The organism is Mariniflexile fucanivorans, assembly GCF_004341235.1.
In the GTDB taxonomy this organism is placed as follows: Bacteria; Bacteroidota; Bacteroidia; order Flavobacteriales; family Flavobacteriaceae; genus Mariniflexile; species Mariniflexile fucanivorans.
The window spans coordinates 139755-155494 of record NZ_SLUP01000007.1 but is presented as its reverse complement, the minus strand read 5'-3'; the positions used below and the strand labels follow the sequence as shown (position 1 = coordinate 155494).

The 15740-nt window shown below is 32.8% G+C and carries 19 protein-coding genes; 4 read left to right on the top strand and 15 right to left on the bottom strand.

All coding sequences use genetic code 11. The features are described from left to right. Positions 1-69: 69 nt before the first annotated feature. Genes EV196_RS14620 through EV196_RS14610 form a run of 3 tightly spaced genes read left to right on the top strand, consistent with a single transcriptional unit; the run spans position 70 to position 1582 of the window. Positions 70-612, top strand: a complete 543-nt coding sequence (locus EV196_RS14620) for an RNA polymerase sigma factor (RefSeq protein ID WP_132218516.1) — start codon at positions 70-72, stop codon at positions 610-612. Between the two features lie 33 nt (positions 613-645). Beyond that, the gene (locus EV196_RS14615) at positions 646-1146 is read left to right on the top strand and encodes a hypothetical protein (protein WP_132218515.1); all 501 of its coding nucleotides are present in this window, start codon (positions 646-648) and stop codon (positions 1144-1146) included. 10 nt (positions 1147-1156) lie between these two features. Further along, the gene (locus tag EV196_RS14610) at positions 1157-1582 is read left to right on the top strand and encodes a hypothetical protein (RefSeq protein WP_132218514.1); all 426 of its coding nucleotides are present in this window, start codon (positions 1157-1159) and stop codon (positions 1580-1582) included. A 162-nt stretch (positions 1583-1744) separates the two neighbouring features. Here EV196_RS14610 and EV196_RS14605 read toward each other — a convergent pair whose 3' ends face one another. The 15 genes from EV196_RS14605 to EV196_RS14540 all read right to left on the bottom strand — a co-directional run bounded on the left by EV196_RS14605 (position 1745) and on the right by EV196_RS14540 (position 14403). Next, positions 1745-2716 (bottom strand): WD40/YVTN/BNR-like repeat-containing protein, encoded by a 972-nt coding sequence (locus tag EV196_RS14605; protein ID WP_317128022.1) that lies wholly within the window; start codon positions 2714-2716, stop codon positions 1745-1747. A 179-nt stretch (positions 2717-2895) separates the two neighbouring features. Beyond that, positions 2896-3564: an SCO family protein gene (locus EV196_RS14600; RefSeq protein WP_132218512.1), complete on the bottom strand. Its 669-nt coding sequence runs from the start codon at positions 3562-3564 to the stop codon at positions 2896-2898. A gap of 7 nt (positions 3565-3571) precedes the next feature. Next, complete coding sequence (locus EV196_RS14595; RefSeq protein WP_165876175.1) at positions 3572-4189, bottom strand: toxin-antitoxin system YwqK family antitoxin; 618 nt, start codon at positions 4187-4189, stop codon at positions 3572-3574. Positions 4190-4202: 13 nt separating this feature from the next. Next, entirely contained in the window at positions 4203-4946 is a 744-nt protein-coding gene (locus EV196_RS14590) for a YHYH protein (RefSeq protein WP_132218511.1), read from the bottom strand. 158 nt (positions 4947-5104) lie between these two features. Beyond that, the gene (locus EV196_RS20245; protein ID WP_262711343.1) at positions 5105-5230 is read right to left on the bottom strand and encodes a hypothetical protein; all 126 of its coding nucleotides are present in this window, start codon (positions 5228-5230) and stop codon (positions 5105-5107) included. A 36-nt stretch (positions 5231-5266) separates the two neighbouring features. Continuing rightward, positions 5267-6871, bottom strand: a complete 1605-nt coding sequence (locus EV196_RS14585) for a carbohydrate-binding domain-containing protein (RefSeq protein WP_132218510.1) — start codon at positions 6869-6871, stop codon at positions 5267-5269. Positions 6872-6884: 13 nt separating this feature from the next. Next, entirely contained in the window at positions 6885-8093 is a 1209-nt protein-coding gene (locus EV196_RS14580; RefSeq protein ID WP_132218509.1) for an Lcl C-terminal domain-containing protein, read from the bottom strand. A 230-nt stretch (positions 8094-8323) separates the two neighbouring features. Next, positions 8324-9733, bottom strand: a complete 1410-nt coding sequence (locus EV196_RS14575) for a CotH kinase family protein (protein ID WP_132218508.1) — start codon at positions 9731-9733, stop codon at positions 8324-8326. 6 nt (positions 9734-9739) lie between these two features. Continuing rightward, positions 9740-10453 carry a DUF2490 domain-containing protein gene (locus tag EV196_RS14570; protein ID WP_132218507.1) on the bottom strand — a complete coding sequence of 238 codons (714 nt, stop codon included), beginning with the start codon at positions 10451-10453 and terminating at the stop codon, positions 9740-9742. Positions 10454-10462: 9 nt separating this feature from the next. Further along, the gene (locus EV196_RS14565; protein WP_132218506.1) at positions 10463-11080 is read right to left on the bottom strand and encodes a DUF4956 domain-containing protein; all 618 of its coding nucleotides are present in this window, start codon (positions 11078-11080) and stop codon (positions 10463-10465) included. 12 nt (positions 11081-11092) lie between these two features. Then, the gene (locus EV196_RS14560; protein WP_132218505.1) at positions 11093-11851 is read right to left on the bottom strand and encodes a polyphosphate polymerase domain-containing protein; all 759 of its coding nucleotides are present in this window, start codon (positions 11849-11851) and stop codon (positions 11093-11095) included. Positions 11852-12175: 324 nt separating this feature from the next. Next, on the bottom strand, positions 12176-12682 hold the full coding sequence (locus tag EV196_RS14555) for an EF-hand domain-containing protein (protein ID WP_132218504.1): 507 nt from the start codon (positions 12680-12682) through the stop codon (positions 12176-12178). 150 nt (positions 12683-12832) lie between these two features. Then, the gene (locus EV196_RS14550) at positions 12833-13450 is read right to left on the bottom strand and encodes a Spy/CpxP family protein refolding chaperone (RefSeq protein ID WP_132218503.1); all 618 of its coding nucleotides are present in this window, start codon (positions 13448-13450) and stop codon (positions 12833-12835) included. A 6-nt stretch (positions 13451-13456) separates the two neighbouring features. Then, a complete protein-coding gene (locus tag EV196_RS14545) occupies positions 13457-13774 on the bottom strand; it encodes a hypothetical protein (protein WP_132218502.1) in 318 nt (105 codons plus the stop codon). A gap of 50 nt (positions 13775-13824) precedes the next feature. Next, positions 13825-14403: an RNA polymerase sigma factor gene (locus EV196_RS14540; protein ID WP_132218501.1), complete on the bottom strand. Its 579-nt coding sequence runs from the start codon at positions 14401-14403 to the stop codon at positions 13825-13827. A 77-nt stretch (positions 14404-14480) separates the two neighbouring features. Between EV196_RS14540 and EV196_RS14535 the strand changes: the two genes are divergently transcribed. Continuing rightward, positions 14481-15695 (top strand): RsmB/NOP family class I SAM-dependent RNA methyltransferase, encoded by a 1215-nt coding sequence (locus EV196_RS14535; RefSeq protein WP_132218500.1) that lies wholly within the window; start codon positions 14481-14483, stop codon positions 15693-15695. Positions 15696-15740: the final 45 nt, after the last annotated feature.

Sequence of the window (15740 nt, the reverse complement as noted above, 5' to 3'; positions counted from 1 at the left end):
TTAAACATTTAAATAAAATTCATTTTAAACTTTTTGTAAATTTAGGAGTCTAACTTGTAAAGTATATTTGTGATAGACGAAGCACAATTATTAGAACAACTAAAATCTGAAACCCATAAAGAACAAGCCTTTAGAGCCTTAATAACGCTTTACAAAGAGCGTTTATATTGGCACATTCGAAACATTGTAAAGTCGCACGACGATGCCGATGATGTGCTTCAAAATACATTTATTAAAGTTTTCAAAAACATTCATAACTTTAAAGGAGACAGTAAGTTATTTTCTTGGATATATCGTATTGCTACCAATGAATCAATAACATTTATTAACCAAAATGCAAAGAAATTACAAATAACCAGTGAAGAAGCTCAATTATTTGCTATTAATAATTTAACATCAGATGTTTATTTTGAAGGTGATGAAATTCAACTTAAATTACAAAAAGCCATAGCAACATTGCCAGAAAAACAACAATTGGTTTTTAATATGAAATATTTTCAGGAATTAAAATATTCTGAAATGTCTGATATTTTAGAAACCAGCGAAGGTGCATTAAAAGCATCTTATCACATCGCCGTAAAAAAAATTGAAGCATATTTAACTGAAGATTAAACCTTTTACAAAAAATAAAGTCTTATCAATAAGATGAACACAAATAAATTACATAATATTAAAGAGGCTGGATTTAAAGTTCCGAAGGATTACTTTGAATCTCTCGAAGATATTGTTTTAAGTGAAGTAAAACTTCAAGAAACAATTTCTAAACCTGGTTATAAAGTACCAGACCATTATTTCAATTCGTTAGAAGATAAAATAATTAATGCGGTACAACCTCAAAAAGACACCAAAGTAATTAAACTTATTACATGGCAAAAAGCATCCTATGCTGCTGCCATAGCTGCCAGTTTCATTTTAATTATTAATATTTTCTTCAATAAAACTGAACATATTACTATAGAGACTATTGAAATAGCAAGCATTGAAAACTATATTATAGATGAAGATTTAGAAACTGACGAATTCGCATCTCTTTTTACCAAAGAAGATTTGATGGATGTTCAATTAATTCATGATGGATATTCTTCTGAAACTTTAGAAAATTATGTATTTGACAATTTGGAAATTGAAGATATTATTTCAAAATAAAGCAAAAAAAATGAAAAAACTTACAAGCATTTTATTTATATTAAGTTTTTCGCTTATCACTATGGCACAGTCCAATAGAGATAAGATTAAAACACTAAAAATTGCGTTTATAACCGAAAAATTAAATTTAAGCGAAAAGGAAGCTCAAAAATTCTGGCCCATTTACAATACTTTTGAGGAAGAAAACTCCAAATTAAAGTCAGAAGCTTACGAAGCGAGAAAAAAAATAGATTTTGAAACTATAAGCGAAGAACAAGCGAAACAAATTTTAAAAGAAAGCCGTTTGAAAGACAACCAACGGCAAGCACTTGAAAACGAATTTTTCAACAACTTATCGAAAGTGATTTCAGCAAAAAAAATTATTCTTTTGCATAAAATTGAAGATGACTTTAAAAGAAAAATGTTTGACGAGTATAAAAAAAGAGGTCGTAATTAAAACATTTTGCATTAAAAATTTAAAAAGAGACTGTCTAAAAAGTCAAAATAAGTCGTCATTACGAACGCAGTGAAGTAATCTGTTTGTTGATTTTCAAAAACCTAAAGATTGCTTCGTTTCTCGCAATGACTTAAAATAACACTTTTTATACAGTCTCTTTTTTTATTCTCTAAAAATAAGTTTAGAAATACGTCCTGAACCCCCAGCATAAGCCGTACTATCGTTTAGAAATCGAATGGTATAAAAACTTTCATCGCTTAAGTGTTCCCATGAATTTCCAGAATCGCTACTGAAATCTAGTCCTTTAAAACCGATAGCAACAAGTTCCTTTCCGCCTCTATTTGGAATGTATTTCACACAACTTCTGTAACTAGGGCTTTGGTTTTCTTCCACTAATTTCCAAGTTTTTCCACCATCAATCGTCTTTATTTTATTAGCTGTATTATTATCAGGTGTTGTATAATCGCCACCAATAGCAAAACCGTTTAATTCATCATAAAAATCGATGGAATAGATACCCGTAGTTTCCAATCCTTGAATAATAGGCGTATTATATATTTCCCAGCTTTTTCCTTTATCTGGCGAATACAACACTCTACCTGCTTTCCCTCCTGTTGCAACCCAAGTTTTATCGCCCACAACGGCTATGTTTGAGTTACTGGCAGCAAATGCTGCTTCACCTTCATTTAATTTTGGCAAAATGCTACAAGATATTTTATTCCAGGTATTTCCTCCATCTCTGGTAACAATAATGCTCATACAATTTTCTGTTGGATCTCCAATTGCTATGCCTTCTTTATCATTCCAAAACGTCATCGCATCGTAAAAAGCTTTGGGATGATTTTCTCTATAAACCAATTCCATTTTGCCAGTATCTCCCGTTTTAAATAAACACGCAGGACTTTCTATACTCAGCATAAAAAAATCTGATGAAGTATGTGCTACGGCTCTAAAATGAAGGTTTAGGCTATCTAATTCTTGTTTAGAAGTCATCCAACTTTGTTTTATGGGATTATAAAGTCCGAAGGCACCATTATTGGCAGCAAAAGCTAAACTTCCATCATTAAGTATTTCAATGGCGCGAATACTTAAAATGGAATCTTGTAGTAGTGTCTCAACTTCTACTATAGTCATATTTCTTGTATTAATTGATTCGTTCTTTTTACAGGAATTCAACACTATTATACTAACTAAAAAAAGGCAAAACTGTTTCATGTTGTAGAAATTTCCATAAAAGTAGAAAAGCTTCATGAACTAACCTGAAGCTTTGCAAACTAAAATATGATTAACCAAATTAAAATTTTAATACCTCTCTATCCTTCCTTTTTAAGTGCTTTTATATCGACTACTAATTGCGCCATGGATGCTAATTTTAATCCATTATAAATTCCTCTAATATGCTTGTTTTTGTCAATGAGCAAAAAGTTTTCAGAATGTAAAAAATCGTTGATATCTTTAGGTTCTCCTAAATCGTTTTCAACAAAATATTGATTTCTTCCTAAATTGTAAATCATGTTTTTATCACCCGTAACTAAATGCCATTTATGGTCAATAACGCCATTCATTTTAGCATACTGTTTAAGAACTAGCACAGAGTCTTGCGTTGGTGTTACCGAGTGGGACAAAAACAAAATATCTGCATCGTTTATAAATTCTTCTTGTAATTTAAACATACTGCTCGTCATTTGCGGACAAATACCTGGGCAACTTGCAAAAAAGAAATCGGTGATGTAAATTTTATTGTCAAAGGTTTTTTGTGTTACCGTTTCTCCTAGCTGATTGGTGAGTTTAAAGTCTGGGATTTTATGAAATGCTTTTTCTTCTTTGCTATTGGGAGTAATCCAATGTGGTGTAAAAGATTCATCGTTGTAGTACGGTAAATACTCAACTCTACTGGTTTCTTCGACTATTTCGGGAACTTTTTTGACTTCATTTTTACAACTTGCAAAAATGATCAATACAATAATACTTACATACTTCATTCTGAAATTATTTAATAACGACTTCATTCTCTAATTGATAACATAAGTTAGACTTCAACAGACCAAAAATGCGTCCGTTTTTAGCTTCATAATTAATATATAAAGTACCGTTTTTTAACCAAGCTTGCTGCATGCCACTTTCTTCACCATCAACCATATGTCGCAATTTTGAAAGGGTTCCATTATCGTGCCATTGCCTTTCTATACCCTGTTTAAAACCGTTTACATAAGTAGATTCTTCAGCCACCAATCCGTTTTCCCACCAACTTTTATAAATACCTACCAATTTATTCTGGTTATAAAAAGATTCTACACGAAGCACCCCATTGTCAGACCACCTTTTAGCAACACCTTCTCTTTTTCCTTTATAAAAACCCAATTGCTCTTCTAAAACCCCATTTGGATAAAATTTTACCGAAAAACCGTTAAATGGCTTTTTATTATAATACCAAGTACCTTGTTTCTGATTTAGGTACAAGGCATTTTTTGCTACCAAAACATTATCTATAACGTTAGGAGTTTCTTGACTGATTCTTGTGTTTTCAGCATGAGCCATTTTTTCTGGTTGTTGATGGCAACCAGAAAAAATTAAAGCGAATAGTACTATTAAAAATGGTTTTATCATACGGTTTACTAATTTAATAACCTCTATATGGACCCGCAAATGCAATGTAAGACCCTGTTGTAGAATACAATGTATTTATTATGTGATAATGATATTCTGCTTCTCCAGCGGTATATTGAGTAGCAGATGTATGCCCTCCAGAAGCATCTAAATCAGCTGGATAAGTTCCTGTAGAGTCACATTTTCTGCCGTAAAGAAACACCCCGTCTTTTAATATTCCAACTAAATTTGAATCATCATCGGTAAACGCTTTAGGTTCTAAATGATAATGATAAACCCCTGGTCCAATGTGAGCTCCCGTCCAATCTAAACTAGCTGCCGCACTACTTAATGGACCGTTTCCTTCGGAATCATTAAATATAGAGGCACCACTTACCGCAATACCAATTGTATTTAATGCTGTAGCCACCGTACTTCCTGATAAATTTGGAGTCGCATCAACCGTCATAGTAGTCGCATTGTTGTTACTGGACATGATGCTTGGAGTTGTTGATACATCTGGTTCTGCTAAATAAAGACTACTAGCACTTCCCCAATAAACAGATTTATGGTTTGGTAATCCTGTCGTTTCTATAACTACTTTATCACCTTCTAAAAAAATGGTAACGGCGTCTGTATTAAAGGCTGCATATGCAGCATGTAGTTCGCCAGTTGTAGTCGTTGTGTCTTCTTCGACACTAGAACTATCGCTTGAGCAAGCCATAAAAACGATGGCTATTAAACTTAATAGCATTGATACTTTAAATGGGGTTTTCATAAATTTATTTTTTAGTGTTTAATTTTTTAGATGCATTTATAAATAAAAACTTGCGCTCTATTTTTATTTAATATAAATAAAAGCTTCATAACAATCGCTATGAAGCTTTTAATAACTAACTACTAATCAAATAATTACTATAAATTTTATAATATATTTTAAACTAATCTAACATAATTGTTTATTCTAATAACATCGCCTGGTGGTCCTCGCCCTTGCGGATAATCGCTTACATTGCCCGTTTTCGTGTCGCTTCTATAGGCCTTCAAAAACAGCTTTCTCATTCATTTATTTACTCAATTTTTAATGTCTTCAAGTAATTAATTTCCGCCAGGACCTCCAGGACCGCTAGTACCAGGCTCTCCGGTTGGCCCCATTTCTCCTCCAATTTGTGTAACTGTGCTGTTTATGGTAAATGAATCACCAGAATCAGTTCCTCCGCTATAGGTTCCAGAAGTGTATAATCCGTTAACTTCGGTTCCATTGCTTACGGTTCCTCCTGTATAGATTTTATATGTTTGACCTATTTCTAATTTAGCATTGGAATAAATTATGGTTGTTACCCTATTTGGCACTTCATAAGTAAGGGCTTCAGTACCATCTTCTGATTGAATATTTAATATCTGATTTGCATTTATTCCATCAAAAATCACTGAATTTTGAGTACTCACACTTTCTGTTGGAAATGAGGTATTCAATCCTAATCCCAATATTGTTCCTCCTGTAATTTTAAATATATTACCATCGCAATCAAAACTACCATCTGGCTCATCAACCCTAACTGCTATGGCAATAGTGGTTCCGCCTGTAACTGTAATGCCTGTATTACTGTCAATGGCATCATTGAGTGTAGTGTACACATAGATATCTCCTCCATTGATATATAAATTTCCACCAGAATTAAGGCCATCATCATAAGAATTGATATTTATTCTTCCGTCATTAATGGTCATAACACCTTTTGCTTCAATACCTTCACCTTCAGATGTATTTATAGTAAAATCGCCACCATTTATGGTTACATAAGGCGTAATGGTATCATCTGGTTCTTCCTCATCATCAATATCGTATGAGGCAGCAATGCCATCATCAGCAGCATTTATAATAAATGTTCCATCATTGATAATAATATAGCCTTCCTCACAATCTAAACCATCGCTATCTACTGTTAAGTTGATTGTACCTCCATCTACAATAATATAATCGTTGGTGTGAATGCCATCGGATGCTGCTTCGGTAATCGTAATTGTTCCACTAATTACCCTCACATAATCATCACTTGCTATGCCGTGTTTGTAGAGTCCAGCAACGTTAAGAGCACCTGAACCGCTGAATACCAATTGTCCTTCACTAAAAAATGCTGCTTTGGCATCTTCATCATCAGGGATATTACTGTAGGTTGATGCGTCGGTCAAGTTGTTTGTACCTTCCAATACCACAAAACTTGTTTTTGAGGATTGGATATTTATAGCAGGACCATCAGCATTTGTGATACTTAAATCATTTAACGCTAATTTGAATTTTTTATCGCTATAGATTTTCAACATACCATCGGCTGTTGTTCCCGAAACTTCATAAGCAACCGCAGAAATAGTGGAATTAATGGTTACATCTGCTCCGTTTTGTGTAATTACCACATCATTAGGAACAGGGTTTGTAATTGTTGCCGACGTATTGGAAAATACAATTTGTATGGTGTTTTCAAAAGTAGCGTTCTCTACTAAATCGTCTTCGTCGTATCCTGTATTATCGGTATCACCTTCAGCTGTACCTGATATGTTTGTGCCTGTTATTGCAATATCTTCTGAATTAGATATAATTTCGTCGCTATCATCATCTTTACTACACGCATTGAATGTTAATAGTGAAGCACTACATATTAATGCTACAAAAAATAGGTTTAAACTTTTTTTAATTGTCTTCATTTGTTTTGTTTTTTTAATTTATATCTCTTACTAATCGTACATAATTGTAATAACGTTCGCCCCCTTCACCTAATGGGCCTCCTTCTACTTTAGTATCAAAACGAACAGCTCCTGCTCCATGAAAATCATCCCCATTACCATCCACAGCCATTCCAAAAGCTACATACCAAGCGTAATAATAGGGTTCGCCACTTGTAAAATTTGCTGATGTGCTTGTCCAATAATACCCGTAATCGTCATTTCCTGCTTCGTTAATTATTGGTGTACATGAAAATAATGGATCAATCGCTGGGCCAACTTTTGAAGCATCTGTTGCGCTAGGTGAATAATTATAATCAACAATGCCTTGAAGCTCTTTCACATTTGGTAAACGCCAATCAGAGTGACCTGCAAAGGTTCTGTTTTCGGCATAAGCTAGTGCATGTTCCCAATCCAAACCTTCGCTATTATCGGCTTGTGTCCACATTAAACCTGTAGCATTGTCAGTTATGGTACCATCGCCATTGTTTACAAATTCATTAATGCCATAATCACCACCACGCACGGCTCTTACATATTTTCCTCCAACAGGACCAGAAGACGCTGCAGCGTAAGCTTTTATATGTCCTGTTACATGATTTACACCCATTGCTGCATTTGAACCTCCTTCAACCGTAACACCTACATAGTAATTGCTTGACCAATATTGTTCGTCTTTGGAAACTTGACCACTAGCCAAATTGAAATAAGTAATATTTAAATAAGGCCAACCAGATCCAAAATTACTAATAGAATACAATTCCTTGCAACTAGGCATACGCCAATCGGTATAGCCATCAAGTTCCAAGCTTTCACAATAATCTACTGCTTCCTGCCAAGTAAAATCGCTTGATGAAGGTATTTGTTGCCACATTAATCCAGAATTATTATCTGTCACCGTACCATCTCCATTATCTGTATAAGACATAGTTGCACCATTTAAGTAATTGGCATCTTGACCATAAAAAGCATCTCCTTCGCTTAATCCTGAAAGCACATTACCTTCATCATCATATAAGGTTACTTGTCCCGTTGCAATTTGCGCATAATTATTTATGGTTAACTCTGTATTTGTTGTCTCTGAATCACTATCATCTACTATATCGGTATTATCATCATTGCTACAAGAAACAAATGCCGTAATTGTTAAAAATAATCCAAAAACTAAAATTGCTATTTTTTTTGAATTTGAAAATCGTTTCATATTTAATTGTTTTGAATTTATTTAGGCTTTAGTTTAGCCATCTTTGGCTTTTTGTTCTATTAGTTTTTAACCTTTTATATTAGTTATGATACGAATGTTTAGATGTGACTATTTTTAATTTATTGTGCGATTTATTGTTAAATAAAACATAAAAAAAGACCCTAGGAAACCTAGAGTCTTAATAGTACTATTAGTTTTTATACTAATAGCTATCAACTAAATCAATCAATTTATTTTAAATAACTACTTACAGCAGTTGCTCTGCTAGTGGCATGTGTTTTTAAGGTTGAAACGGCAGATGAAAATGAGCTGCTACTGCTTAAAAATGTATATCCTGAAACTTCTGTGGTTGCATAAGGTGATACTAAAGTGGCATAAGTATCATAAACGCCTTGAATGTATGATGTTGCAAAAGGACCTTCTATGGTTTCTTTTACATAGGCATCGTATTTTGCTTTATAAACTGAATCGCTATACAAATACCCTATTAATGGCCAACTTGATGAACTTAAGCCTGAAAAATTTAAGGGTAAAGACCCTCCCATTTTACCTGTTTGTAAAGATTCATTATTATCCCAAGGAATCCAAGTTAATTTATTTGTAGCTGGGTTATTATATAAATAATAATTATGCTCCATTCTACCATAGGTATCCCAATTTTGAATAACCGTATTAACTGCTAAATATTTAAGAAACACATCGGTATCTAAAACAGCATCTACGCCTGCTCTCCAAGTAGCAGGATCTGAAGTTCTTGTGGAAGCATGTAGAGCACTAAATAAGGCTTGAATATCGGTCCAATCGGCTTCATCTTCATTTGTTTTTTTCTCAAACCCGTCTTCATTAAATGTTCCTGAAGCAAAACTTGCTCCATAGTCTTCTGGTTTATACAGATTTCCGTCTCCACTCGAAAATTGTGTATCAATCACCGTATCATCAACTTCTTCTACCAATGTGTATAAACCAAAATATTGTGGGCCATTACCATGATCGACATACAGAGTATAAAAAGCAGTATGTGACATGGCTAAACCAGCATTTTTAAATACTTCTGCGGCTACTTTTTCTCTTAACATCGAACTATCAAGATAATTGTTTTTAAGACTGAATTTTTTGAAACCATAGAAACGTTGATTTTCAATTTGCGGATATTCATCTTCATACTCATCAAAATCTATTTTGAATGCCAATTTTAAAATGCCACTTCCCCAAGCGCTTGCTAAACTGGAATTTCCTTTAAAACGAACTCCAACTTTGTACCATTGCATTCCGTTATAATAAACCTCGGCAGGCACAAAAATAGGATCATCATCTGAAAAGCTGTTACCGCTTGATCTACCAAAAGTACCATATAGAGAGGTCATATTTGCCAACATAGCTGCCCAATTTTCGCTAGAAATAACAAAATCAAAGCGTTTTACGGCCGTATCATCAAATACCTCATCAAAATTTGGGTCTGCATCTTTACTATGCGTTTCGGTAGTCCAATCGGTTGCTACAAAATCGGTATCTTCTATTACGACTTCTTCCTCTACATTTTCTTCGTTTATGGACTCTTTCGTTGAGCATCCTATAATTACATAAGCATTTAAAAACACGATGCTTAATAGTATTGATAGTTTTAAAATTGTTTTTTTCATAATTATTTATTTAAAAGTGTATTTGTAGGTTAATCCGATTATGTTTGTAGTTTCTGGTAAATCAACATTTAAATCTCTTTCAATGCGATAGTATAAGCCTATTTTGCCATATTCTTTCATATCGTAATCGGTTCCAAATGTTAATCGATATTTATCGAAACCGCCAGCTTCTCCTTTTTCGAAATGATTATAAATTTCGGCAGAAAATTGAGGATCGAGTTTCCAGTTTTTAATATTGTATTCTATACCTGCTTTTAAACGGATGTGCTGATTTGCATAATCGCCTTCGTCGCTTGACACTGATAAATCGTTTTTATTTTGATATCTTAAGCGGTAATCCAATTTAAAATCGTTGATTTTGTGCTTGTATTTAGCGTCAAACTGAAACCTTAAATGGTTTTCATAACCTTGAATATTACCATCCGTGTCGTTTTGCCTTATGAACCTTAGACCACCCGCAAGACTGAAATTTTTATTAACGGAATACTCTGTTTGCAGTTCTGTAAAATACTCATCAACTAACGAGATATCTTCTTTTAACCTAAGTTGCTGTGATAATTCAAAACTCCATTTATCGTTAAGTTTATATTCAATTTCAACAGAACTCCATAAATTTAAATTTTTAGAATCTTCTGTTTGCGCATACATGGTATTTGAAAATAAAATACTTAACAACAACATGAATAAACACAAATTTTTATAGTTTCTACCCTTCTTCATAATCACTTATTAATTTGAAATTTCTTGATTGCCGTTAAAATAAAAAATGGTAACCTTTGCTGTATCTCTTAAAAAATTAACTTCACCAATGGTTATTCGGTTTATAATTAAACCGGTTCTGCTTTCCAAATCACTTTTTAATATGGCATAGTTTTCTGGCTTAATGTTTTCAATATTTTCGTAAATAATAGATTTGGATTCCTCTTGTTTTAAAGACCAATATCTTTCGATAAGAACAAGAACAAGTACGATGATTGTGTTAAATCCTAAAATTTCGGCGTAGCTCATTTTTTTATTGGCCAACGAGTTTATTACAGAAATACCAATTACAACAAATAAATAGGTAACTTCTTTTTGAGAAATGGCATCGGTTCTATAACGAAGAATACCAAAAATGGCAAATAAACCAAGTGCCATTCCAAGATCCATTTCAAATTTTTTAAGCGCAAAACACAGAAAAAACACGATAAGACTAATAAGGTAATAGGTGAAAACGAAGTCTTTTCGTTTTGAAAACGGATAATAAATAAAACGGATTATTATGGTTAAAAATGTAAGATTGATGAACAGTCTGAACATCATTTTAAAAAAATCGTCACTGAAGATTGGGATATCTAAAAATTCCATAGGTTATGTTTTTTAAGCGGTTATTTTATTAATTTTTATTATTTTTTCTTTAAAGCAATTGTATTTTAAGTTATCATAAATACTTAACATGCCTATGCAATATTTACTAATACTATAAGGATTTATTTGTTTGGATTTTAACTCTTGTACTATGGGCGAACTTCTATTATAGCGTTCTTGTTTTAATTCGATTATAACTAAATTTTCATAAGTTTTAAAGCTTCCATTTTTTTTAAAAGTGAGATTTAAGTCTATCGTTAATCGTTCTTTGGCAGCTTTATTAACCAATGTAATTCTGTTAAATTGATTCCAAATTACAGGTTCTAAGTCATAAGTTTCTTGGGTGGTTTTTTGAATAAACTCTATGGATTTTTTTAATAAATCTGATTCAAAATCAGGAATAGAGGTTCTCGTTTTAGTTGTATTCCCTTTGCCATCCTTTTGTTTAATTTCAAGAAAACAGATATCAGATTCAACATACTTGCGAATTCTAATTTTTGTTCTATTATTTTTCCCGTTGTGATGATCTTTATAAAATTTTTGCTCAGGCGTATCAAAATACAACGAGGAGTAAGTTGTAATTCTATTACCTTTTATTTCAACAACTCTATATTGATCTTGAATGCGCTTTAAAATGGGAGCCAAATCTTTTTCATGTATTACAAATTTGGTGTCTGTACGTTTCATCAATTTCACATCATCCATCTCTTCCAAAGAAATGGGTGCCAGATGTTGTATTTCCCTTTTTAGATTACTTGATATTTCCAACATAAGTTTATCCGTATTAATTAAATCCTATTTATCAAACATTTTAAACTGCGCAGCTTTCCTGTTTAATATATTAGATGCTATTAGTTTTAAAAACTTGTGTGTTAATTTAACATTATGTATTTGTTAATTTTAAATCGTTATTTTTCAAGTATTTGCACAGAAAACTTTTTTTGAATTATACATCAATTTAACTAAATCTATTTTTAGAAGGCATTAGTTTAAGCTTGTTTGTATCTAACATTATTTCAAAAAAAAAGCTTCACAAAATTCTTGTGAAACCTTTTAAAATAAGCGACTAATCAAATTATTTATAACTAAACGTGTTTATTTCTTCTCGCCTTTATTTTGTTTTGGCGCTTTTTCTAGTTCTGCTTTCGTTAAAAACCCATCTTTATTGGTGTCAATTTTTGCAAAGTCTTTTTCCAAAGGTCCTTTTACTTCTTCTTTGCTTAATTTCCCGTCTTCATTTGAATCCATCATTTTAATCAGTTCATCAATACTTGGCTCTTTTTTCTGCGACGTGACTTGTTGCTCCTCTTGTTGTTTTCCGCTTTTACCATTAGGTTTTGGGGCTTTTTCCAATTCTGCCTTCGTTAAAAAACCATCTTTATTGGTGTCAATTTTAGCGAAATCATCTTTTAAAGGACCCTTTACTTCTTTTGATGATAATTTTCCATCTTTATTGGAATCCATCATTTTTATTAATTCCTCGGTACTTGGAGGCTGTTGTTTATTTTGATTTTCATTAGCGGATTGCGCATTTGCACCCATTGAAAATAAACCTGCCATGAATACGAATAACATTCCTGCTTTTAATCTATTATGTTTCATAATTTATATTTGATATTATTATATTTTTTAGATGTTAACCATTAAAAAAACTTGTGCTGTTAACTTTATTTTAACTTTACACAACTTTTTCAGAAATTAAAAAATCCTATTAAACAAGGTGCTTAATAGGATTTATATGTGTTTTATAATTTATTCTGGCCTTGGAGCAGGTTCACCTTCTGGCATACCATCTGGTCGCGGTCTTCCTTCTCGCATACCACCTTGTGGAGGCCCGCCTTCTCGCATGTTATCTGGTGGAAGTCCGCCTTCTGGCATACCCTCTGGCGGAGGCGGTCCGCCCTCTCCTTGTCCCATACCTTTAGGACCTCCGCGTAATGCATCACGTATTATTTGCTCAAAACGTTCTTTTTGATTTTCTGTACATATATTGCGAATCGCTCTTAAATGGTTAAACATCAACTTTTCGTGCGCCACTTCCTTTTTTCCTAATAAATTCAAAATAGAATCAATTTCAGTATCCGAAACATTTTCTTTAATTATCAACCTACCTAATTGATCTTTAAGAACTTTTGTTTCTTCCGAAGATTTAACCATACTTTCATGATGTCCATTGTTTATTTCTTCAAATTGCTTCATCTGTTCATCATCAAACCCTAAAGCTTTTACTATAAATGTCTCTGGACTTCCATTTACTTTTCCAATGTTATTAATTTTCGAAACGGTAGGAAATAAATAATTATATAGAAAAAAACCATTCACCACCACCAAAAACACCAGTAATATATATAGGATTAAATTTTTTTTCATGCTCATCTATTTTAAATTCAATAACGATTCGTTAGCACTTGAAGCAAGCCCGTAAGTTTCTGCAAACTCGTTAACATTCGCAATATATTTATTCGAATTGTATTGCTTAAAAGCCAAAACATTTAATACAATAAAACAAGCCAATGTTGCCAATTGCAATTTGGGTGTAAACCAATTCCAGATCGTTACAACTTCTTCCTTTTCCGCAAACAAACGTTGCATGGTTTTATCCTTAAAAAAGGGAGATACATTCACGTTTTCAATAGCGTCAATAGCTGAGAAAGCATCATCTATTTTGTTTTGAATATTGTTATTTGTGTCCATTTTTTTTTGTGTTATACTATTTTAGATGCAATAACTTTTAAAAACTTGCGTTACACATCATTTTTATAAAAATCCCCTAACAAATCCTGTAAGTTTTTCTTAGCGCGAAACATTAACGACTCTATCGATGAAACACTTTTGTCTGTAATCTCGCTCACCTCTTCGTAACTTTTACCATCTACTTTACAAAGTGTAAAAACTACTTTTTGGGCTTCTGGCAATTCATTAATTGCTTTAAACAAAGTTTCGCTCTTTTCTTTATTTTCTAATAAAATACCTGGATGATTCATTTCGGTAAAATAACTAGTTTTATCAAAAGGCACCTCATTTCCCATTATAGATTGTAAAAAACCAAAGCGTTTTTTAGTGTTTTTCTTTCTAATAAACTCTAAACATTTGTTCGTCGTTATTCGATAAATCCAAGTAGAAAGCTTTGAATTCCCCTTAAATTTATTAATAGAATTAAAAACTTCAACAAAAACATCTTGCGCAATATCTTCGGCATCTTCTCTATTTGGCACAAACGAGATGCATGTAGCAAATACTTTTTGCTGAAAATCGTCAATCAATTTGCTGTAAGCAGATTGTTTACCGTTTTTTAAATCTTTTATAAAGTCCTCTTGTTCCAAATGCACTAGTTAATACGCGCAAAATAAGGAAATTTATTGATGAATTAAACGTAACTTTGCAACCTTATTTAAATAAAATGCGATTACACAGAAATTTATGCTTTTCGGTTATTGATGGATTAACCTTAATTTTTAATGAAGGAAATTATGCCGATAAAGTAATACAACAACTATTAAAACGTGATAAACGTTGGGGCGCTCGCGATCGTGCTTTTGTTGCCGAAACAACGTACGACATTGTAAGATGGAAACGCTTATATGCCGAAATTGCCGAAGTAAAAGAACCTTTTGACCGCGATAATTTATGGCGCATGTTTGCTGTTTGGGCTACATTAAGAGGTATTAAATTACCTGATTGGAAATATTTTGAAGGTACTCCTCTACGAAAAATAAAAGGACGTTTTGATGAACTTTCAAAAATTAGAAAATTTAAAGAATCCATACCAGATTGGATGGATGAAATAGGAAGAAAAGAATTAGGTGATGCCCTTTGGAGCAAAGAAATAGCAGCTTTAAACGAACAAGCCGATGTTATTTTAAGAGTAAACACTTTAAAAACCACAAAAGAAAAACTACAAACCGAGTTATTCGATTTAGATATAGAAACCGATTTTCTACCAGATTATCCCAACGCTTTAAAGCTAAAAGAACGTGCCAATGTATTTTCTACCGAAGCGTTTAAAAATGGTTTTTTTGAAGTACAAGATGCTTCATCACAATTGGTTGCTGAATATTTAAATGTACAACCTGGTATGCGCGTTGTTGATACCTGTGCTGGTGCTGGCGGAAAAACTTTGCATATTGCTTCCTTAATGGAAAACAAAGGGCAAATTATAGCTTTAGATATTTATGAGAACAAACTTCATGAATTAAAACGTCGTGCTAAACGAAATGGAGCGCACAACATAGAACCGCGAGCTATCGATTCTACCAAAGTGATTAAAAAATTATATGACAAAGCAGATCGCGTTTTAATTGATGCACCTTGCTCTGGTCTAGGTGTTTTACGAAGAAACCCAGATGCTAAATGGAAATTGCAACCAGAATTTATTGATAAAATAAAAGAAACACAACAAGATATTTTACAACAATACTCCAGAATGGTAAAAGTGGGCGGACAATTGGTTTATGCCACCTGTTCCGTTTTACCTTCGGAAAACCAAGAACAAGTTGCTGCTTTTTTAAAATCTGAAGCTGGCGCAAATTTCACATTGTTAAAAGACAACAAAGTATTAGCTCATAAATCTGGCTATGACGGATTTTATATGGCACTTTTAGAAAGAAAACAATAAATTACAACATTTTAATAGAAGAGCGACTTTTTAGAGTCGCTTTTT